General features: G+C 70.3%; 4 protein-coding genes. All 4 read right to left on the bottom strand.

Annotation, left to right across the window (positions count from 1 at the left end):
- Nucleotides 1-35: 35 nt before the first annotated feature.
- Nucleotides 36-1,481, bottom strand: a complete 1,446-nt coding sequence (locus tag A6A40_RS23655; RefSeq protein ID WP_108548338.1) for an efflux RND transporter periplasmic adaptor subunit — start codon at nt 1,479-1,481, stop codon at nt 36-38.
- Nucleotides 1,478-2,323 carry an efflux RND transporter periplasmic adaptor subunit gene (locus tag A6A40_RS23660; protein WP_236783997.1) on the bottom strand — a complete coding sequence of 282 codons (846 nt, stop codon included), beginning with the start codon at nt 2,321-2,323 and terminating at the stop codon, nt 1,478-1,480. Before A6A40_RS23660 ends, A6A40_RS23655 begins: the two co-directional genes overlap by 4 nt.
- Nucleotides 2,320-4,407 (bottom strand): TolC family protein, encoded by a 2,088-nt coding sequence (locus tag A6A40_RS23665; RefSeq protein ID WP_236783998.1) that lies wholly within the window; start codon nt 4,405-4,407, stop codon nt 2,320-2,322. The genes A6A40_RS23660 and A6A40_RS23665 overlap by 4 nt, the downstream gene beginning before the upstream one ends.
- Nucleotides 4,408-4,494: 87 nt before the next feature.
- Nucleotides 4,495-21,222 carry an autotransporter-associated beta strand repeat-containing protein gene (locus tag A6A40_RS32230; protein ID WP_146191628.1) on the bottom strand — a complete coding sequence of 5,576 codons (16,728 nt, stop codon included), beginning with the start codon at nt 21,220-21,222 and terminating at the stop codon, nt 4,495-4,497.
- Nucleotides 21,223-21,529: the final 307 nt, after the last annotated feature.

Below are 21,529 nucleotides of genomic sequence, written 5' to 3' on the forward strand. Positions count from 1 at the left end.
CTTGAGTGCCTTGGGGGTTGCCTGGAGGCAGTGCCTCAGATGCCCAGCGACTGGCGCAGCAGGGCCAGCGGGCGGCGGAACAGGTAGAGGGCCAGCGGGACGCGGTCGCCCAGGATCTTGGCGGTGCCGCGCAGGCCGATGCGCGGCGGGGCCTCCCCCGGGTTCTGGCCCGGTTCCAGCGCCGCCTTGACGCGGTAGGACAGCACGCCGGCGGCAGACAGGCCGGCCTCGTAGCTGGCATGGGTCAGGCGGGCCCGGAGAGGGCGGAGCGGATCCACGTTCAGGAACAGCTCGACCGGCGAGCCCGGCTCCAGGACCAGCGCGTCGCCCACCGGCACCATGATGTCGATCTCCGGCGCCTGCGGGTCGGCCAGGGTCAGCACGCGCTCGCCCACCGACAGCGGCTTGCCCAGCCAGTCGTTGACGTCGGTGAAGACGGCGATGCCGGCGCGCTCGGCCTTCACCGTCACCCGGTCCAGCAGGTCGCGGGCGAGCGCCAGCTCGGCCCGGCGCAGCTCCACCTGGGCGCGGAGCTGGGCGACGCGGGCCTTGGTCTGCGGATCGGCGAAGGCGGCCTGCGAGGCGGTCAGCAGCTCCGCCTCCGCCTGGGTCAGCCCCTTGCGCGCCACCTCGAAGCGGCTGCGCAGCACGGTGGACTCGAAGCTGAACAGCGGCTGTCCGGCCGCCACCGCCTGGTTCGGCTGCACATGGAACCGCTCGATCACGCCGTCCAGCGGGGCGGCGACGATCACCGGGTTGCTGGTCTGGATCTCGGCCGGGGCCAGGGTCGACATCGGCACCGGGACGGCGAGCGCGCCGGCGACCGCCAGCAGCACCAGCAGCGGCAGCAGGGCGCGGCGCAGTCCGCGCCGCTTGGCGCGCTTGCCCGACAGCGCCCACCAGGCATGGCCGTAGCCCTCCGCCAGATGCCTCAGCAGCAGGATTTCGCCGTCGGTCCAGGGTTCGTCGCGGCCAAGCCACAGGCCGGCCGGCGGCGGGGCGGCCTTGTCCCGGCTTTCCGCCTGGGCGCCGGGTGGGGTCTCCCGCTGGGGTTCCGGCTTGCGCAGCGGACACCACAACGCCTGCGCCGGCCCCCATTCTCCCCAGGCGCTGCGCACGGCCGCGGGCAGGGCGGCGGGATCGACGACATGGACGGTGTCGGCCTGCGGTCCGGCGGCGACGGCGCGCACCGCCTCCTCCAGCCATTGGACGAAGGGGGCGTTCGGTTCCAGAACCGCGATGTTGGACACAGACTCCAGCGTCGGCCGCCCCCGGTCCGCCAGGGTCAGGAAGGCGGCCTGCCGGTAGGCGATCAGCCGGCGGGTCTGGTTGACGATGTGATAGCGCAGCTCCGGCGCCGTCGCCTGCCGCCAGGCCTGCCGCTGCAGCTCCAGCAGCATCAGCAGGCCGTTGACCGGCTGCGCCCCGCCCTGGGGCGTTCCCGCCTGCTGGGGCGAGGTCTGGGCCATCGCGGCGCTCATTGCTTCGCGGTTCCGGACTTGGCAATCCCCTGATTGCCACCTCCCTGATTCCCGGCCGGCAGCGACGATACCGCCGGCTCCGGGAAGAGGGCGGTGCCGCTCATGCCCGCGACCAGTCCGGCCGGAGCAGCCTCGCCGGCCAGCTTGGCGGTGACCTTCACCGACTGACTGGCCGGATCGACCTTGGCGCCGGGCAGCAGCACCTCGCCCGGCAGGGTGATGCCGGTCTCGTCGACGCGCAGGTCGAAGCGCTGACCCGGCTTCAGCCACACCAGCCAGGAGGAGGGGACGATCAGCTCCACCTTCAGGTCGCGGTCGGACAGGATCTCCAGCAGCGGCGTCCCGGCGGCGACCGACTCATGCTCCTGGATCCGGCGTTCGACCACCCGGCCGTCGAAGGGCGCCTTGACGTCGCAGCGCCGGGCCTGCACCTCGGCCTTGCGGACATCGGCGCGGGCGACCTGGACCTTCGCCTCGGCCAGCTGCACCTCCGCCTCGCCGATGGAGCGCAGGCTGTTCAGGCGCCGGTTGACCCGCGCCGTCACCTCGGCCGCGTTCAGCTGGGCACGGGCGCCGTCCAGTTCCGCCTGATAGCTGGAGCAGTCGAAGGCGACCAGCAGGTCGCCGGCCTTGAAGCCCTGGCCGGCATCGACGCCCATGCGGGCGATGCGGCCGGGAATCTCGGAGGAGAGGACGGCATGCCGCCGGGCTTCTATCAGGGCGCGGACCTGTCCCTGCGAGGCGTCCTGGGCCGCTGCCGGGGTGAAGGCGAGCCCCCCACCCAGCAGGACGACCAGGAGAGCGCCGGCTGCAGCGCCGGCGGCGACACCGGAACGGATCACAGCGCCGCGAGCCGATTGGCCGGCAGGCTGTCGGCCTGTCTTTCCTGGGCCGAAAGGGTGCGAACGGAACATTCCCGCTGACTATCCTTTACACGATGGCAGAACCGCTCGGCCGCGGAGCGGTCGGCGAAGCCGCTTGCACGCAGTTGGACGATGGTCTTGCCGTCCTGGCTGCGCCGGGTGCTGACATACAGGGCGCCAACCCCGTTGCCCTCCGCTCCCAGGCGTTTGGCGATGATACCCCATTCTTGCTCGGCAAGCCTGTGGCTTGCATAAGCCCCGAGATCGGCCTGGATCACGGGAGAGAAGGACGCCGTCGCAACCGGGGCTGCGGCCGGAGCCGCGGCTTGTGCCGCCGGGGCAGGAGCCGGAGCGGCAGCCTTGACCGGAGCGGGGGCCGGTTCGGCTGCCGCGGCCGGGATCGCCTGTCTGGCCGGCTCCTGCGTCACGGGCTCCGGCTTGGGGGCTTCCGGCTTCGCCGCTTCGGTCTTGGTCTCCTTGGCGGCGTCCTTTTCGGCGGTCCGGGGGGCGGCCGCCAGGTCCTTGACGCGCAGCACGCTGTTGGCGCGCTCCTGCCAGGAGGACAGGCCCTTGGCCACCGCCTGGGTCAGGGTGGGCAGGTCGTCGGCCGCCATCGTCTCGGGCAGCGGATCGACGCCGGCCGACACCATGACGCGGGCATAGGCATTGTGCAGGTCGGCCAGAACCAGATCGCGGCGCAGGTCGGACAGCAGCGCCGTCACCTCCGACTGGATCACGCCCAGCTCGCCCACCTGACCGGCCTCGCCGACATTGGTGTATTGCGAGCGGATGCGGGTGTCGAGGTCGGCCTGCTCGGCGGTCAGGGCGAATTCCTGCTTCAGTTCCTGGAACTGAAGCACCGCCACATGGACCTGGCTCAGCACCGCCATGCTCAGCGCCTGGCGGCGGAAGGCGACCAGCTCCTCCTGCGCCTCGGCGTAGGACTTGGTGGCGGGGGCGGAGATCAGGTTGATCAGGTTCCAGCTGATCCGCGCGCCGTAATCGGCCCAGCGCTGGTTCAGCAGGAAGCTGTTGCTGTCGTAGCGCAGGGCGGAGTTGACGTCGATGCCCGGCAGCAGCTTCAGCAGCGACCGCCAGGTCTCGTCGGCGGAGATGCGCTGGTTGTAGCTCTCCTCCAGCAGCTCCGGCCGGTTCAGCAGGGCGTAGGTCTCCAGCGCCTCCACCGCGACGTCCAGTTTGGGCGGCGCCTTCATGACGCCGGCCGGCGGCAGCTCGATCTCGAACGGCTCGCCCGGCGGCAGCCCCATCAGTGCGCCCAGCTGCGATTTCGCCGCCACCAGCTCGCGCCGCAGCGACTGCAGCTGGCGCAGCGTCTCCACCAGGCTGCGGGTGTAGTTCAGCGCCTGCAGCGGCGCCTGGACGCGCAGGGCCTCCAGCGTGCGGGCGTCGCGCCGCGCCCCCTCAACCCGCTTCTCCACCGGCGCCAGCCGCTTCAGCAGCCGTTCGGCGGCCACGGCGCGCCAATAGGCGGTGCGCACGTCCTGCATGATGCCCTGGACGACGCGGCGGCGGCGCTCGTCGGCGATCAGCACCAGATTGGCGTTCTGCCGCGCCCGCAGATAGCTGACGCCGAAATCCAGCACGTTCCAGGTGAAGGCGAGGTCGCCGGTGCGGCGGTGCTTGTCGGTGGCGGTGGTGCTTTCGCCCGTCCGCCGGCCGGTGGCGAGGTTCAGGCTTTCCGACCCGGCGTCGTTGTTGCGCCCGACATAGCCGGCGGCGGCCACCACGCGCGGCAGCATGTCGTAGCGCGACAGCTCCAGCTGGTCGGTGGCGACCGCCACCTCCATCAGCTTCACGCGTTCGTCGAGGTTGTACTTGATGGCGCGCGCCATCGCCTCGTCCATCGAGACCGCCTTGGTCAGCGGCTCCTGCGGGGCCAGCACGACGCCCAGATCCTTGCGCACGCGCGCCAGGTTCTCCTCGGCCGTCAGCGGCTCGGGTTTGACCGCGCAGCCCGCGGCCAGCAGGGATGCCGCCAGGACAGTGGCGGGGACCACCGAAGAGAGCAGGCGGTGGCGGAGGTGAGCGGTCGAAGTCTTCATGGCGGGAGCAATTCCGTTCGGCGGAAAAGGATTGTGAGAGGAAGGCGACGCTGGAGGGAAAAGGCGCTGCCAGGAGCTGGACCGCCGTCAGGCGGCCCAGCTGTCGGGCAGGATGTGGTTGGCAAGGGCCGTCAGCAGGTCGGCGGCACCGGCCGGGCCGCCATGGGCGCGGGCGACCTGGCGGGCGAAGCCGGGGGAGGCCGGCATGATCTCGGCACGGCTGTCCGCCCCACGGTCCGCCGGCTGTCCGGCCCCGTCCGCCGGGGTGCCGCCGCCATCCTGAGGGGCGCCCTGGCTCTGGGGCTGGTTCTGGTTTTGGGGCTGGACCTGAGGTTCGCCTTGGCCTTGCTGGCCCTGCCCTCGCTGGCCCTGAGGAGCCTGGGGTCCCGGCTGTCCGGCCGCCGGCCCGCGGCCCTGTCCGGTGGCGAGGCCGTTGCCCCGCTCCTGACCCTGACCCTGACCGTTGTTCAGGCCGTTGCCTTGGGTGCCGGTCTGGCCGGAAGTGCTTTGGCCGCCGGTATTGGCACCCGTGCCGGTTCCGGTCCCCCCGGGCGTGCCGCCGGTGCCGAGACCGCTGCCCAAGCCGGTAGCACCCAAGCCGGTGCCGCCCGGACCGGTGCCGCCCAGGTTGCCGCCGCCAAGGCCGCCGCCAGCCAGGCTGCCGCCCAGACCGCCACCCAGACCGCCGCCCAGACCACCGCCGAGGCCGCTTCCTCCCAGCCCGCTGCCGGAGCCGCTGCTGGAACCGGAGCCGCCGATGCTGTTCAGCGTCACCGACCGGCCGGCATCCGTGCTGGACGAATTGCCGCTGACGCTGCCCAGCGTCACCGACCGGCCGGCGTCCGTGCTGGACGAGCTGCCGCCCACGCTGCCCAGCGTCACCGACCGGCCGGCATCCGTGCTGGACGAGCCGCCGGGGGTGCCGGCACCGCCGGTGCCGCTGCTGCCCGGCAGGCTCGGCCCGGACCCGCCGGAGCCCAGAACGCTGCCGCCCAGCACACTGCCGCCCAGCACACTGCCGGAGGATGTGTTGGAGGACGGGCCGTTCGACGAGGAGCCGGTCGTCGAGCTGCCGGACTGCGACGGACCGTTGCCGCTGTTGGTGACCGTCGTGGTGACCGCCGGGCTGTTGGTCGTGTTGACGGTGGGTGTCGTCGTGGTCGTGGTCGTGGTCGTGGTCGTAACGCGGGCGACGGCGACCGTCACCGTTGCCGCGGTCGAGCTGTTGCCGACGAGGTCGCGGGCCTGGATGGCGATCGACCGGCTGGTCGCCGTGCCGGCGAAGCTGGGGTCGCTGGCGCCCGACCGTAGCCCGATCGCCCGCACCGCCGCCTGATAGTCGGCGGCCGACGCCACGCCGGTCAGCACGATGCTGGTGCCGTCGCGGGCCGCGGCGATGCCGGCCGGCAGGGCGCCGATCACCAGCTCGTCGCCGCTGCGGGCGTCGGTCAGGGTGACGATCACCTGGTTCAGCGAACTGGCGTCCGACAGCGAGACGGCGGATCCCAGCGTCGCCGTGCCGCCTGCGTTCAGCGTCGGCGCGCTCCCGCCGGCGGAGACCGTCGGGGCCTGGCTGTCGACCGTCAGGTTCAACGTGCCCGACCGGCCGATGTTGCCGGCGCGGTCGGTGGCGGTGGTGACGACGCTGTGGGCGCCGTCGGCCAGCGGGCTGGCGACGGCGAAGCTCCAGCGGCCGTCGCTGCCGGCCGTCGCGGTGCCGACGGCCACGCCGTCGACGATCACGGTGACCGTGCTGTTCGGATCGGCGATGCCGGTCAGGGTCGGACGGCCGGTGGAGATGACGTTGGCCGTGTTGTCGGCACCGGCGATTGCCGGGGTCGACAGCGCCGGCGCCGTGGCGTCGATGGTCAGCGTCAGCGCCGCCGAGGTGCCGCTGCTGTTGCCGGCCTGGTCGGTCGCCCGGCTGGTGATGGCGTGGCTGCCGTCGGCCAGCGGGGTGGTGGGCGTGAAGCTCCAGTTGCCGTCGGACCCGGCGATGGTGGTGCCGGCCGCGACGCCGTCGATCAGCACGGTGACGGTGGAGCCGGGCTCCGCCGTGCCGCCGACGGTCGGACGGTTGAGGTTGGTCAGTCCGTCGCTGGCGGAGAGGCCGGTGTCCTGTCCGGCCGCCAGCACCGGGACCGAGGGGGTCGCCGGGGGGACGGTGTCGACCAGCACGTTCTGCAGGCCCGGCACGCCGGTCAGCGCCACGGGCAGCGGGATGCCGGCCCTGTCGGCGATGCTGCCGCCGTTGAGGTTCAGCCCGGTGACGGCGATGCCGTCGCTGTCGCTGTCGCCCGCCTGCACGGCATAGTCGAAGCGCAGGATCGCCCCGCTGCTGGCTGCGCTGTTGTAGACCGCCTGGCGGGTCTGGCCGCCGATGTCCAGCGTGATCGTCGGAGCACCGTTGACGATCACCACCTCGCTCGCCTGGATGTAGAAGCTCAGCGTCTTGCCGACGCCGTACAGGCCGTCGGTGGGCACGATGATGCTGCGGATCGACGGCGCCGTGGTGTCGATGGCGATGTTCTTGTTCAGCCCCAGCGACCGCAAGTCGCCCGGCGCCGTCAGGGTCAGGACCCCGGCATTGCCGGCGATGTCGGTGATCGAACCGGCCAGTGCCGAGCTGTTGACGGCGTCCAGATCGACGGCGGCGTCGCCGGCCTGCACCGTGTAGGTGAAGGTCAGCGTGTTGGTGCCGGTCCCGCTGCTGTAGGTGGCGGTGCGGCCGGTGTTCAGGGCCAGCGTCGGCGTGCCGCTGACGGTCACCGCCTCGCTGAAGGTCACCTGGATCGAGATGGTCTGGCCGGTGGTGTAGGTGCCGTTGTCGGTGCTGGAGGTGACGTCGGTGACGGTGGGAGGGACGCTGTCGATGCGCACGCCCGCCATGCTGGCGATGCCGCTCAGCGTGCGGATGGCGCTGTTGCCGACCAGGTCGGCGATGCTGCCGCCGCTGATCGAACCGCCGATGCCGATGCCGTCGGCGTCGACCAGATTGGTGCCGACGGTGTAGCGGAAGGTCAGTGCCGTGCCGCCCGACCCCGACAGGTAGGCCGCCTGCACCACCGTGCCGTTGTCCAGCGTGATCCCGAAGGTCGGCGTGCCGCTGACGGTCACCGCTTCCGAGAAGGTGACGGTGACGTCGATGGCCGCGCCGGCCCGGTAGGTGCCGTTCACCGCCGAGACGGCGCTGACCGTCGGGGCCGCGGTGTCGATGACGATCGCCTTGCTTCCGGCCAGCGACGACCCGCCGCCGGTCGCCGGAAGGGTCAGCGTCGCGGCGTTGCCGGCGATGTCGGCGATGGTGCCCGCCAGCGCCGCGGTGGAGGCGTAGTCGAGGTCGGCGGCGGTGTCGCCATCCTGCACCACATAGGTGAAGGTCAGCGTCGTGCCGCCCGACCCGCTGGCGTAGGTCGCGCTCCGCCCGGTGCCCAGCGCCAGGGTCGGCGTGCCGGTGACCGTCACCGCCTCGGAGAAGACGACCTGGATCGACACGGTGTCGCCGGCCTTGTAGGTGCCGTTGGGGGTCGAGGAGGTGACGGAGGAGACGGTCGGCGCCGTGGTATCGACCGTCACCGACAGGCCGGACGAGGCGGTGGAGGTGTTGCCGGCGGTGTCGGTCGCCTTGACGCTGAGGCTGTGCGTGCCCGCCGTCAGGGTGGAGCTGGTGATGCTCCAGTTGCCCGAGCCGTCGGCGGTCGCCGTGCCCAGCACGGTGGTGCCGTCGGTGTCGTACAGCGTCACCGTGGATCCCGCCTCCGCCGTGCCGGTGACGGTCGGGGTGGTGGTGCGGGTGATGCCGTCGCTGTCCGACGTGCCGGTGTCGCTGGCCGTCGCCAGGACCGGCGTGCCGGGGGTGGCCGGCGCCGCGGTGTCGATGGTGATCGGCAGGCCGGTCGAGGCGGTCGAGACGTTGCCCGCGGCGTCGGTCGCCTTGGCGGTGACTGTGTGGTTGCCCGGCGACAGGGTGGAGACGGTGATCGACCAGTTGCCGCTGCCGTCTGCCGTGCCGGTGCCGATCACCGTGGTGCCGTCGGTGTCGTACAGCCGGACCGTGCTGTTCGGCTCCGCCGTGCCGGTGAAGGTCGGGGTGGCGTTGCCGGTGATGTTGTCGGTGCTGGAGGTGCCGGTGTCGGTGCCGGCGGTCATGTCCGCCGCGCTCGGCGCGTTGGGTGCCGTGGTGTCGATGACGATGGCCTTGTTGGCCCCCAGCGAGTTGGCCGCTCCCGGCGCCGCCAGCGTCAGGATCGCGGCGAGGTTGGTGGAGCTGTCGAGGATGGTGCCGCCGCTCAGCGCCAGCGCCGAGGTGGAGGCGTAGTCGAGGTCGGCGGAGGTGTCGCCGGCCTGCACCGTGTAGGTGAAGCTCAGCGTGGTGGTGCCCGACCCGCTGGCGTAGGTCGCGGTCCGGCTGTTGTTGCCCAGCGCCAGCGTCGGTGTGCCGGTCACCGTCACCGCCCGGTTGAAGGTGACGGTGATCGTGATGGTGTCGCCGGCCTTGTAGCTGCCGTCGGCGGTGCTGGCGCTGACCGACGAGACGGTCGGGTTGACCAGCGCGGTCAGGACGAGGTCGTTGCCGGTGCCGCCGGCGTAATCGACGGTGTAGAGGTCGTTGTTCGTGTTCAGCGTGGCGCCCTGCGCCAGCCCCGACAGGGTGCTGGACACCGCACCGCTGCCGGTCTGGTCGATCACCTTGTAGGTGGCGCCATTGACGGGGGTGAAGCCGTTGACACGGGTAACGGTGACGGCGCTGGAACCGCTGGCCAGCGTGACGCCGCCGCTGACGATCACCTGGTCGTAGTTGGTGCCGGGGGAGCCGGTGCCGGCGATCTCGACCGCCAGGGTGCCGCTCATCGACAGGTTGCCGTTGACGGTCAGCGAACCGATGCCGTTGTTGGTCCCGGCGACGCCGGGGGCCAGCGTGCCGCCGGAGGCCACCGTCAGCGTGTTGGAGGAGCCGCTGGCGAAGATGCTGCCGGTGCCGCCCAGCGTGGCGCCGGAGGCCACCGTCACCCCGCTGGTGTCGCCCAGCGCGCCTGTCACCAGCACCGTCCCCGCCGACACGGTGGTGCTGCCGCTGTAGGTGCTGCTGCCCGACAGGGTCAGCGTGCCGGCCCCCGACTTGGTCAGGTCGAAGGAGCCGTCGATGGTGTTGCTGAGGGTGGCGGCGTATCCCGAGCCGACGTCGATGGTGGCGGCGCCGCTCAGTTGGATGTAGTTGCCGAAACTCCCCGTCACCGCGAAGCTCAGCGTCGTGCCGGCGGCCAGATCGACGCCGGATGTGCCCAGACCGCCGGTGGAGGCGGCGATGATCGTGCCGGCGAAAATGCTGGTGCCGCCGTTGTAGGTGTTGGTTCCCGACAGGGTCAGCGTGCCGCTGCCCTGCTTGGTGAGCGTCGCGCCGCCGGAGCCGCTGATGACGCCGCTGAACTCCGTCGACGTGTTGTTGCCGCCGGCCGTCAGAGTCCCGCCCAGCACGATGGCGCCGGCGCCGGCGATCGACCCCACCGTTTCCGTGTCCGGCACCGACAGCGTCGCCCCGCTCGCCACCGTAACCGCGCTGCTGTCGGCGATGGCCGAGCCGCCGGACACCGTCAGCGTGCCGGCCGACACGGTGGTGGCGCCGGTGTAGGTGTTGGCGCCCGACAGGGTCAGGCTGCCGGCCCCCGACTTGGTCAGGCCGCCGGTGCCGGACAGCACGCCGGAGAAGCTGGTGGAGCCGCTCGACGGGCTGACGGTCAGGGTGTTGGCGCCCAGCGTGACGTTGCCGGCACCGCTCAGCGAACCGATGGTCTCTGCGGCAGAGAGCGCCAGGGTGGCGCCGGAGCTGACCGACACCGCGTTGTCGTCGGCGATGGCCGAGCCGCCCGAAGCGGTCAGCGTGCCGCCCGACACGGTGGTGGCGCCGGTGTAGCTGTTGGCGCCCGACAGGGTCAGGGTGCCGGTGCCGCCCTTGGTCAGGCCGCCGGTGCCGGACAGCACGCCGGAGAAGCTGGTGCTGGTGTTGTCGCCACCGGCGGTCAAGGTGTAGCTGCCCAGCGTCACCGAGCCGGCACCGGTGAGCGAACCGATGGTCTCGGCAGCCCCCAGCGACAGGGTGGCGCCGGAGTTGACCGTCACCGCGCTGCTGTCGCTGATCGCCGAGCCGCCCGAAGCGGTCAGCGTGCCGCCCGACACGGTGGTGGCGCCGGTGTAGGTGTTGGCGCCCGACAGGGTCAGGGTGCCGGTGCCGCCCTTGGTCAGCCCGCCGGTGCCGGACAGCACGCCGGAGAAGCTGGTGCTGGTGTTGTCACCGCCGATGGTCAGGGTGTAGGTGCCGAGCGTGACCGAACCGGCGCCGGCCAGCGAGCCGATGGTCTCGGCGGCACTCAGCGCCAGGGTGGCGCCGGAGTTGACCGTCACCGCGCTGCTGTTGCTGATCGCCGAACCGCCCGAAACGGTCAGGGTGCCGGCCGACACGGTGGTGGCGCCGGTGTAGGTGTTGGCGCCCGACAGGGTCAGGGTGCCGGTGCCGCCCTTGGTCAGCCCGCCGGTGCCGCTGATGGCGCCGGAGAAGCTGGTGCTGCTGTTGCCGCCGGTGGTCAGGGTATAGTTGCCGAGCGACACCGAACCGGCGCCGGACAGCGAGCCGATGGTCTCGGCAGCCCCCAGCGCCAGGGTGGCGCCGGAGTTGACCGTCACCGCGCCCGCGTCGGCGATGGCACTGCCGCCCGACAGCGTCAGCGTGCCGTCCGACACGGTGGTGCCGCCGCTGTAGGTGTTGGCGCCCGACAGCGTCAGGGTGCCGCTGCCGCCCGTGGTCAGGCTGCCGCTGCCGCTGATGACGCCGGTCAGGGTGGCGGTGTTGGATGCGGTGACGGTGGCGCCGAAGGTGCCGGCGGTGATGAGGTTGGCAAGGCTGGCGCCGGTGCCGGTGATCGCCAGCGTGCCGTTGTCGATCGTCAACGCGCCGGTGCTGATGTTGGTGGCGCCTGTCACCGACAGGGTGCCGCGGCTGATGGTGGTGGTGCCGGTGTAGGTGTTGGTGCCCGACAGCGTCATCGTGCCGGTGCCGGTCTTGACGATGTTTCCGGTCTGGTTCTGCTCGATGACGCCGGAGAAGGTGGTGGACGTGTTGTCCCCACCCATGGTCAGGGTGCCGTTGTTGAGAGTGACCGTGCCGCCGCCGGACAGGGAGCCGATCGTCTCGCTCACGCTGTCGTCGAACCACAGGGTCGCCCCGGCCGACACCGTCACGGCGGAGGTGTCGGCGATCGACGCGCCGCCTTGTAGCGCCAGGGTGCCGGCCGACACGCTGGTGGCGCCGGTGTAGGTGTTGCTGCCCGACAGGGTCAGGGTGCCGGACCCGGCCTTGGTCAGCCCGCCGGTGCCGGACAGCACGCCGGAGAAGGTGGTGTTGGTGCCGTCGCCGGCCGTCAGGATGTAGCTGCCCAGCGTCACCGTACCGGCACCGGACAGCGAGCCGATGGTCTCGGCGGCGCCCAGCGCCAGGGTGGCGCCGGTCGACACCGTGACGGCGCTGCCGTCGCCGATGGCGGAGCCGCCCGATGCTGTCAGGGTGCCGGCCGACACGGTGACCGACCCGCTGTGGCTGTTGCTGCCCGACAGGGTGACCGTGCCGCTGCCGGTCTTGGTCAGGGCGCCGCTGCCGCTGACGATGCCGGACAGGGTCAGGGCGTTGGCGGTCTTGACCGTGCCGTTGCTGCTGCCGATGGCGATGGCGTTGGTCAGCGTCTGGCTGGTCGCCGTGGTGGTCAGCGTGCCGCCGTTCAGCGTGATGGTGCCGCTGCCGATGGTGCCGGTGGTGCCCAACTCCACCTCGCCGTTGCGGATGGTGAAGCCGCCGGACCAGCTGTTGCCGGAGCCGCTCAGCGTCAGCTTGCCGCTGTCGAGCTTGGTCAGGGCGCCGGTGCCGGTGATGGCGCCGGACAGGGTGACGGCGTTGGCGTTGGTGATGCTGCTGTCGGACGACAGGGTGAGGTCGTTGTCGATGGTGGTGGCGCCGGTGACGGCCAGGGTGCCGCCGTTCATCGTCACCGCATCGGTGCCCAGGTTGGCGTCGCCCGCCACCGACAGCGTGCCGGCGCCGACGGTGATGGTGTTGATGCCGGTGTTGCCGCTGGAGGTGTTGTTGGTGCCGCCCAGCACCAGCGTGCCGGCGCCGCTCTTGGTCAGGGCCGCGGTGTTGGTGCCGTTGTCGGCCAGCGTCGAGTTGATCGTCAGCGTGTCGCCGGTGTCGACGCTGACGCCGAAGCTGTTGCCCAGCGTGAAGCCGTTGCCGGTGATGGTGATCGACCGGCTGTTGGTGTCGCTGTCCATCGCCAGCGTCACGCCGCTGCGCACCGTCAGGCTGACGGGCAGCGTGATGGTGCCGTTCAGCGTGCTGGCGAAGCGGATGGTGATGTTGCCCAACATGTTGTTGGCGAGCGCGATCGCTTCCCGCAGATCCAGGCCGCCGCCGTCGGCCTTGTCGGCCGCATAGGTGCCGTTCGGCGCGCTGCTGTCGATGGCGGTGACGTCGACCACCAGGTCGTTCGTCACGCCGATGGTGAAGGTCTTCTCGTAGGTGGCGGTGCCGTCGCTGACCCGGACGCGGATCGAATAGCTCTGGCCGCTGGTCAGGGTGGTGGCGTCGTTCGCCCGCAGCGAGGTACCGGAGATGTTGAACAGCGCGTTGTCGGTGTCGCCGGTGCCGCTGACCAGCGTGTAGGTCAGGGTCTGGCCGGTGTCGGCGTCGGTGGCCGACAGGGTGCCGACCACGCCGTTGGCGCCTTCGAAGATGCTGATCGAGCTGTTCGACAGGGCGATGTCGGTCGGCGCGTCGTTGATCGAGCTGGTGGTGATCACCGTACCGGTGTTGGCGCTGCTGCTGCTGATGCCGTCGCTGGCGGTCAGGCTGAAGGTGGTCTGCACCGTGGTGCCGGGCACCACCTGGTTGTTGGTGGGGGTGAAGACCAGCGCCTGCAGCAGGGTCTGCAGCCCGCCCGGCGTGGTGGCGGTCAGGGTGTAGTTGCCGGCCGTGCCGCTCAGCCCGCCGCCGGCGCTCGACAGCGTGCCGTTGGCCGCGGTGTAGGTGATGGTGACCGTGAAGGTGCCGGTGCTGTCGTCGGCATCCGTCATCGTCACGCCGGCGAAGGGCGTGATTGTGGCGTTGTCGTTGACCGTGCCGGCGCCGGTGAAGGTGCCGCCCAGCACCGGCGCCTGGTTGGCCGGCCCGGTCAACACGACGTCGTTGCTGTTGCTGCCGGCGGCATAGCTGATCGTGATCGTGCCGCTGTTCAGCGTGATCGACGCCCCCGACGTCAGCCCGTTGAAGTTGCCGGTGACGGCATCGCTGCCGTCGTTGGAGATGATGACGAAGCTGTCGCCGTTCGTCGTCCGGGACGGGACATAGGCGCCGCCGGTGGTCAGGGTGGCATTGGTGTCGATGCTGACCGCCCCGGTGACCACCACCTGGTCGTAGCTGCTGGCACTGGCCAGATCGACCGCCAGGATACCGCCCGACTGGATGGTCAGCCCACCGTTGATGGTCAGGGTGCCGACGCCGCTGTTGGTGCCGGCGATGCCGGGGGCCAGGGTTGCGTTGGACACCAGCGTGATCCCGCCGTTGACGGTGCCGGTTCCCGCCAGCGTGGAGTTGCTGCCGAGGGTGACCGCACCGGCCGACGCGCCGTTCAGCGTCCCGGTGACGACCAGCGTGCCGCCGTTGACGTTGAGGGTGGTGGCGCCCGTATAGGTGTTGGTGCCCGACAGCGTCAACGTGCCGGTGCCGCTCTTGATCACACCGCCGGAACCGGAGATGACGCCCGACAGGGCCAGCCCGGTGCCCGTCACGTTGATCACGGTGTTGGCGGTCAAGGTGATGTCGCCGGTGACGGTGGCACTGCCGCTGGTGACCTGCAGCGCGCCGCCCGACGATACGCCGGAGCCTCTCACATTCAACGCCTCGGCCAGGGTGATGCCGTCGGCAATGGCAAGCGCGGCGCCATTGCTGACGGTGGTTCCCGCGGCTGTAGTGCCGAGCGCGTTGTTGTGGGCGACGGCCAGCGTGCCGGCGCTGACGGTGGTGGCACCGGTGTAGCTGTTGCTGCCCGACAGCGTCAGGGTGCCGGTGCCCGCCTTGGTCAGGGCATAGGCACCGCTGACCACGCCCGACAGGGTCAGGCCGGTGCCCGACACGCCGATGGTGGTGTTGGCGCCCATGGTGACGGTGCCGCTGACCGTGCCGCTGCCGCTGGTGACCTGCAACGCGCCGGCCGACGACACGCCGATGCCGGAGACGGTCAGCGCTTCCGCCAGCGTTATGCCGCTTCCCACCGCCAGGGTGGCGCCGCTCGCCACCGTGGTGCCGGCGGCGGTGGTGCCGAGCGCGTTGTCGTGGGTGACCACCAGCGTGCCGGCGCTGACGGTGGTGGCGCCGGTGTAGGTGTTGTTGCCCGACAGCGTCAGGCTGCCGGTGCCGGCCTTGGTCAGGGCATAGCTGCCGCTGACCACGCCCGACAGGGTCAGGCCGGTGCCCGACACGCCGATGGTGGTGTCGGCGCCCATGGTGACGGTGCCGCTGACCGTGCCGCTGCCGCTGGTGACCTGCAACGCGCCGGCCGACGACACGCCGGTGCCGGAAACGGTCAGCGCTTCCGCCAGTGTGACGTTGTTTGCCACCGCCAGTGTGGCGCCGCTGGACACGGTGGTGCCGGCCGCGGTGGTGCCGAGCGCGTTGGCATTCCCGGCGACCAGCGTGCCGGCGCTGACGGTGGTGGCGCCGGTGTAGGTGTTGCTGCCCGACAGCGTCAGGCTGCCGGTGCCCGCCTTGGTCAGGGCGAAGCTGCCGCTGACCACGCCCGACAGGGTGAGGTCGCTGGTGGTGGTGACGGTGGTGTTGGCCGCCATGGTGACGGTGCCGCTGACCGTGTTGCTGCCGCTGGCGCTGATCAGCGCGCCGCCCGACGACACGCCGGTGCCCGACAGGGTCAGGTTCTCGGCGATGGTGATGCCGCCAGACAGCGACAGCGCCGCGCCGCTCGCCACCGTGGTGCCGGCGGCGGTGCTGCCGAGCGCGTTGTTGTGGGCGACGATCAGGGTGCCGACGCTGACGGTCATGCTGCCGGTGAAGCTGCTGTTGTTGCCCGACAGGGTCAGCGTGCCGGTGGCGTTCTTTTCCAGCGCGCCCGATCCGCTGATCGTGCCGGAGATGGTGGAGCTGGTCCCCCCGAGATTGCCGATGGAACCGCCGCCGGTGCCGACGACGATGTTGTTGGGCAGGGTGATGTCGCCGCTGAGGCGCAGGTGGCCGCCATTGGTCAGGGTGATGTCGCCGCTGCCCAGGTTGCTGGCGGCCCCCACCACAATCCAGCCGGCCCCGTCGATCGTGAGGGTGCCTGAGAAATTGGTGCGGTTGGTGTTGCCGTCCAGCGTCAGGTTGAAGTTGCCGGTCTTGGTCAGGCTGCCCGATCCGCTGACGACGCCGCTGAAGGTGCCGCTGCTGGCCTGGTTGATGGTCAGGGCGTTGGCTCCGATGGACAGCGTGGCGCCGCTGACCCCGTTCAGCGTGCCGATGGTCTCGCTCGCCGACGAGAGGGTCAACGTGGCGCCCGATGCCACCGTCACCGCGCTGCCATCGGCGAGCGCGGTGCCGGCGCTGCTGTTCAGCGCCAGCGTGCCGGCGTTGACCGTGGTGGCGCCGGTGTAGCTGTTGGTGCCGGTCAGCGTCAGGGTGCCGGTGCCCGCCTTGGTCAGGCCGAAGCTGCCGCTGACCACGCCCGACAGGGTCAGGTCGCTGGTGGTGGTGACGGTGGTGTCGTCGTTCAGCGTAACGGTGCCGCTGACCGTGTTGGTGCCGCTGGCGCTGATCAGCGCGCCGCCCGACGACACGCCGGTGCCCGACAGGGTCAGATTTTCCGCGATGGTGATGCCACCCGACAGGGCGAGCGCCCCGCTGCTCGACACCGTGGTGCCGCCGGCGGTGCTGCCCAGCGCGTTGGCGTGGCTGACGGTGACCGTGCCGTTGCCGATGGTGAAGGCGCCGGTGAAGCTGCTGTTGTCGCCGGACAGGACCAGATTGCCCACCCCGCCCTTGGTCAAGCTGCCCGATCCGCTGATGGTGCCGGCGATGGTGAGGGTGTTGCCGGAGCCGGTGCTGAACGTGCCGCCGCTGCTGCCGATGACGATGCTGTTGCTGTTGGTGAAGGAGGTGCTTGCCCGTAGGGTGCCGCCGTTCAGCGTCAGGGTGCCGGTGCCCGTGTTGCCGGCGCTCGAAACCTCCAGCCAGCCCTTGGTGACGGTGATGCCACCGGCGAAGCCGGTGCTGTTGGTGGTGCCGGACAGCGTCAGTGTCGTATTGTTGGTGGTGCCGGTCAGCGTCAGGCTTGCCGCCGAGGTGCCGGTGATGGCTCCGGCGAAGGTCCCGGTGGTCCCCTGGTTGACGGTCAGCGCATTGCCGCCCAGCGCCAGCGTGGCGCCGCTGACCCCGCTCAACGTGCCGATGGTCTCGCTCGCCGACGCCAGGCTCAGCGTGGCGCCCGATGCCACCGTCACCGCGCTGCCATCGGCGAGCGCGGTGCCGGCGCTGCTGTTCAGTTCCAGCGTACCGGCATTGACGGTGGTGGCGCCGGTGTAGCCGTTGGTGCCGGTCAGGGTCAGGGTGCCGCTGCCGGCCTTGGTCAGGCCGCCGGTGCCGCCGATGACGCCGTCGAAGCTGGTGCTGGTGTTGGCGCCGCCGGTGGTCAGCGTGTTGGCGTTCAGCGTGACGGTGCCGCCGCCGGCCAGCGACCCGATGGTCTCGCTGCCGGACAGCTCCAGCGTGGCGCCGCTCGTCACCGTCACGGCGCTGCTGTCGCCGATGCCGTCATTGACCGTCAGGGTGCCGGCGCTGACGGTGGTGGCGCCGCTGTAGTCGTTGCCGCCGCTCAGCGTCGCCGTGCCGGTGCCGGTCTTGGTGACGCCGCCGCTGCCGGAGATCTTGCTGGAGACGGTCAGCGTGTCGCCGCTGCCGTTGCTCAGCGTCAGGGTGGTGCCGGTCGCGACGGTGATGGTGCTGCCGGCGATGGTCAGGTCGCTGGCCGCGTCGGCGTCGAAGGTGATGTTCTCGCCGATCGCCAGATCGGAGCCCAGCGTGATGGTTTGGCTGGCCAGCCCGCTGCCGAACACGATGGTCTGGGTGCCGGCTTGCCCGTTGGCGATGGCGACGGCCTCGCGCAGGCCGACGCCGTCGGTCGCGTCGATGGTGGAGTCGTCGCCGGATCCGGTGACATAGATGAAGCTGGTCGTCACCGCCACGTCGGCCGTGCTGCTGGCGCCGTGACCGTCGTCCAGGGTGAAGCGGATCGTCGCGTCGCCGGCCGGCGTGTCGTTGCGATAGCTGATGCCGCTCATCAGCGTGCCGATCCGCGCCGCGGTGGCGTTGCCGTCGAAGGTGACCGTCAGCACCCCGCCGGTGTTGGTGTAGGTCGCGAACTGCGTCGCGCCGTCGGCGATGGTGCCGGACGTGGCGTTGCTGGGGGTGACGGTGTAGCTGCCGCCGAAGCCGAAGACGTCGGCCGACCAGGCGCCGCTGGCGGTACCGCTGGTGGCCGACCGCTGCACTGTCAGGCTGGCGCCGCTCCAGTTGCCGGCGCCGTTCTCGGCATCGGACACGGTGACGGCGGTGCCGGCGTCCAGCGTCACGGTGGCGCCGACGCCGGCCCAGGCGACGCTGTCGGCGTTCAGATTGGCGATGGCCGGGGCGCTGTTGTTGCCCGACACGGTGATCCCGGCGCCGGTGGCATCGGAAATGTCGCCGTAGATCGTGCCGTTCCAGTCGTCGGCCGCGGTGATCTTGTAGGTGGTGCCGCCTGTGGAGCTGGTGCCGTTCTTGTTCAGCAGGGCGTCGACGCTGGTCTTGGTCGCCCCGCTGAGGGTGACGGTGAAGCTGGTGGCGCTGGTGATCTCCACCGCGCCGGTCAGCGCGGCGGTGCCGCTGGCCTGGCCGGTGACCGTCAGCTTCGTCAGGTCGATGTCGTTGTTGCTGCCCGGCTGGTGGACCAGATTGGTGCCGGTGACCGTGAGCACCCCGGTCGATGCGTCGTAGGTGACCGAGCCGATCGCCGGCTTCTGGGTGCTGGACACGGTGACGCCGTTGCCGGTCGTGTCGGCGGGCGCCGACTGCGTGCTGTTCCAGTTGGCCGCCGCCGCCAGATTGTAGGTCGTCGCCCCCTGGGAGCTGGTGCCGTCCTTGTTCAGCAGCCCTTCGACGAAGGCCTGGTCGGTTGCCCCCAGCGTGATGGTGAAGACGTTGGAGCTGGGGCCCGAGGTGACCGTGGAATTGCCGGTCAACGCATAGCTGTTGGCGCCCTCGCCGGTCAGGGTCAGCTTGGTGACGTCGATGCTGTCGCCGTCGGCGATGTTGTTGCCCGTCACCACCAGCTGGTTGGTGGCGGCATCGTAGGTGGCCGAGATGATGGAGGGGATGGAGATGCCGCCGGTGACGACGATCGAGCTGGTCTGGGCGCTGCTGGTCGTCTCGCCGTCATTGACGGTGACCGTCGCCGTGCGGGTGCCCGACGTGTAGCTGCCGGAGGTGTTCTTGTACTGGATCAGGCGGATGGCCGCTTGATAGTTCGCGACGCTCGCCGCACCCATCAGGGTGATGGTCGCCGTGCCGTTGCCGGTGACGCTGATGCCATAGCCGTTGATCGTGGTGACATCCGACGCCGACACGCTCAGCATTTCCGCCGCGCCGTCCGCCGTGCCGGACAGGGCGATGGTGCCGCGGAGCAGGCGGGTGTCGCTGTCCGTCTGCGCCAGGACGGCGCTGGGGGCGATCAGCACGCCGGATGCGGGCGTGGCGGTGTTGACGGTTTCGTTGCTTCCGGCGCCCGACCCGTTCAGGTCGGCGGTCGGCGTGCCCGCATTCCAATGCACTTCATAGGCGCCGAGGTCGAGGGCGCCGTCGCGGATGCGGTCCATGCCGCGGATGTCGTAGCTTCCGCCCGTGTTCGTCGCCGTGCTGCCGTCGCCTGCATTGATGAAGGACGTTGCGGTCGAAGCGGGCCGGTAATCGCGGTTGGCTTCATCGTTGAATGTCGCCGTTCCGCCGATGGTGCCCTTGTAGTTGTTCACATCGGTCAGGGTGAGGTTCGCAGAGGCGCCGGAGGAAACCTTGACGGAGTTCGGATCGCTCAGGGCGGTGCCGTTCATGCTGCCGCTGTTGCCGGCGATGATGGTGTTGGCGACCAGAAGCTTCGATCCGGCGCCCACTGACGACCCACCGGCGGAAATGCCGGCGGAGGCAAGGCCGTTGGACACCGTGTTGACTGTCGTGTTGTTGGCGATCGTGACGTTGCGGATCTTGGCGTCGAATGTGTTCGTTGTGGATATGATGATCATGCCGCCAATCAGATTGGCGTCGGTGGAACTGCTCGTGTAGCTGTTGTTGGCAATGACCGTGTTCTCGACGACCAGGGAGGCTCCGCTGGACCGGATCGGCGCGAACATGTTGGTGCTTGCGCCCGTGCCCTTTCCGTCGAGCAGGAGCGAGTTCCTGACACTCAAGGTCCCGGTTGCGAGCGCTGCCAGCGTCGTGCCGTAGCTGTACCGGAACGTCACGCCCTCGACATTCACCGTGCCGTTCTGCGCGCTCAGGACCCCCAGGCCCGCTGCCGCTCCGCCATTGAACCGTTCGAAGACCAGGTTCTGGACGGTGAGCGTCTTGCCGGACGCATTCAGGGTGATGCCGCGGGCATCCGTCGAGGTCGTATCGCTGTTGGTGTCGAGGTCGCCGTTGAGGGCGATGTCGGCGATCCCATCGCTGTCGACGTCGCCGTTGATCGTCAGGCTCTTGCCGGAAATGGTGAGCGGGCTGGCCGAGCCGGTTCCCAGCGACACCGCCGTTCCTTTCAGGGTGGGATCGAAGACGATGACATCGCCGTCGGCGGCGTTGGTGATCTGGTAGTTCAGCGATCCGGCCGTCGCGTCGGTTCCCGTCGTCCCCGAGGCCAGCGTCACCGTCCTGGTCTGCAGGGTGCCGGTGAACGCATCCATCGAAGCCTGGGCGAAGGGGGCCGCCGCCTCGATCGCGCCGGTCCGAACCTCCAGGGTCCAGTTCTTGTCCTCGCCGCTGCCGGTGTTGTCGCTGGACGCCGCGACATCGGCGCCGGTCAGCCGGTGGATCGTCTGGACGAAATCCTGGCCATTCTGGCCGGCACCGACATTGCAGGCATAGAACAGAAGGTCGCCGCCGGGCCGCAGCGCCTTGCCGATCGCCTGAAGGTCGGCCGCCCGGTTCTCCAGCCCCGCCGTCCAATAGGTTCTGCCGCCGATGTAGAGATGCCCCTCGCCGCCGTGGCTGACCACCTGGACGGACTCCAGGCCGGACATGCCGGACAGCGCGTCCGCCATCTGGCCGAACGCCTCCTTCTGGGAATCGAGCAGGACGATCTTGGCGTCGGGGGCGATGTCCTTGATCAGCGTCTGGTAATCGACAACGGACGTGTCGACGAACACCACCGACCGGTAGGTTTCCTGATTCTGCACCTGGGCATCGAAGGCCAGGACGGGGGTCTGCGTGGAAAGCTGTGCGGAGGGCGGGGCGGGGGAGATGGGGACGGCCTGGCCGGAGGCCGCCGTGTCCGTTGCCTGCGGAGCCTTGGCCGCATCCGGCTGCCAGGCATCGGGATTGCCCAACTGGCTGTCCGGCTGGGCATCCGGCAGTGGCTGGTCGGGTTGGACATGCGTTTCCGCAACGGTCGCCACGCCGGCCGCATCGAACATGAAGCGTGGTTCGAGGGCCATCGGGAGGATGGAGGAGGATGGCTTGCCGGACTTGCCGGGACGCCCGCTCATGCCCGCACCGTTCGGAACCCGCCTGCGCATCGCTACTACCCCCACAATTTCAGAACCCCGCGAATCCTATACTAAAGGTAATCGCTTCAACGCCACACACGATCTTGCATGGATCCGGTTTGTTCACAGGTGCAATCCGATGGCCGGCCGATGCAATTCGTTACAACCCGTCACAGACCCGCCGATTGTCACCGGACGAAGAGGAAAACCGTCGAATTTCGACAACCTTGTCCGTCCGGGTCTTGCGGGCCGGCAGATGTCTCGGGATCTGTGGAGGGAAGCGGAAGCGTAAGTATTGAGAGAGGGG

Origin of the sequence: Azospirillum humicireducens, from assembly GCF_001639105.2 — a bacterium.
Classification (GTDB): domain Bacteria; phylum Pseudomonadota; class Alphaproteobacteria; order Azospirillales; family Azospirillaceae; genus Azospirillum; species Azospirillum humicireducens.

Coding starts and splice junctions, on each gene's coding strand:
- A6A40_RS32230 (WP_146191628.1), bottom strand. CDS start 21,222: ATGAGCGGGCGTCCCGGCAAGTCCGGCAAGCCATCCTCCTCCATCCTC.
- A6A40_RS23665 (WP_236783998.1), bottom strand. CDS start 4,407: ATGAAGACTTCGACCGCTCACCTCCGCCACCGCCTGCTCTCTTCGGTG.
- A6A40_RS23655 (WP_108548338.1), bottom strand. CDS start 1,481: ATGAGCGCCGCGATGGCCCAGACCTCGCCCCAGCAGGCGGGAACGCCC.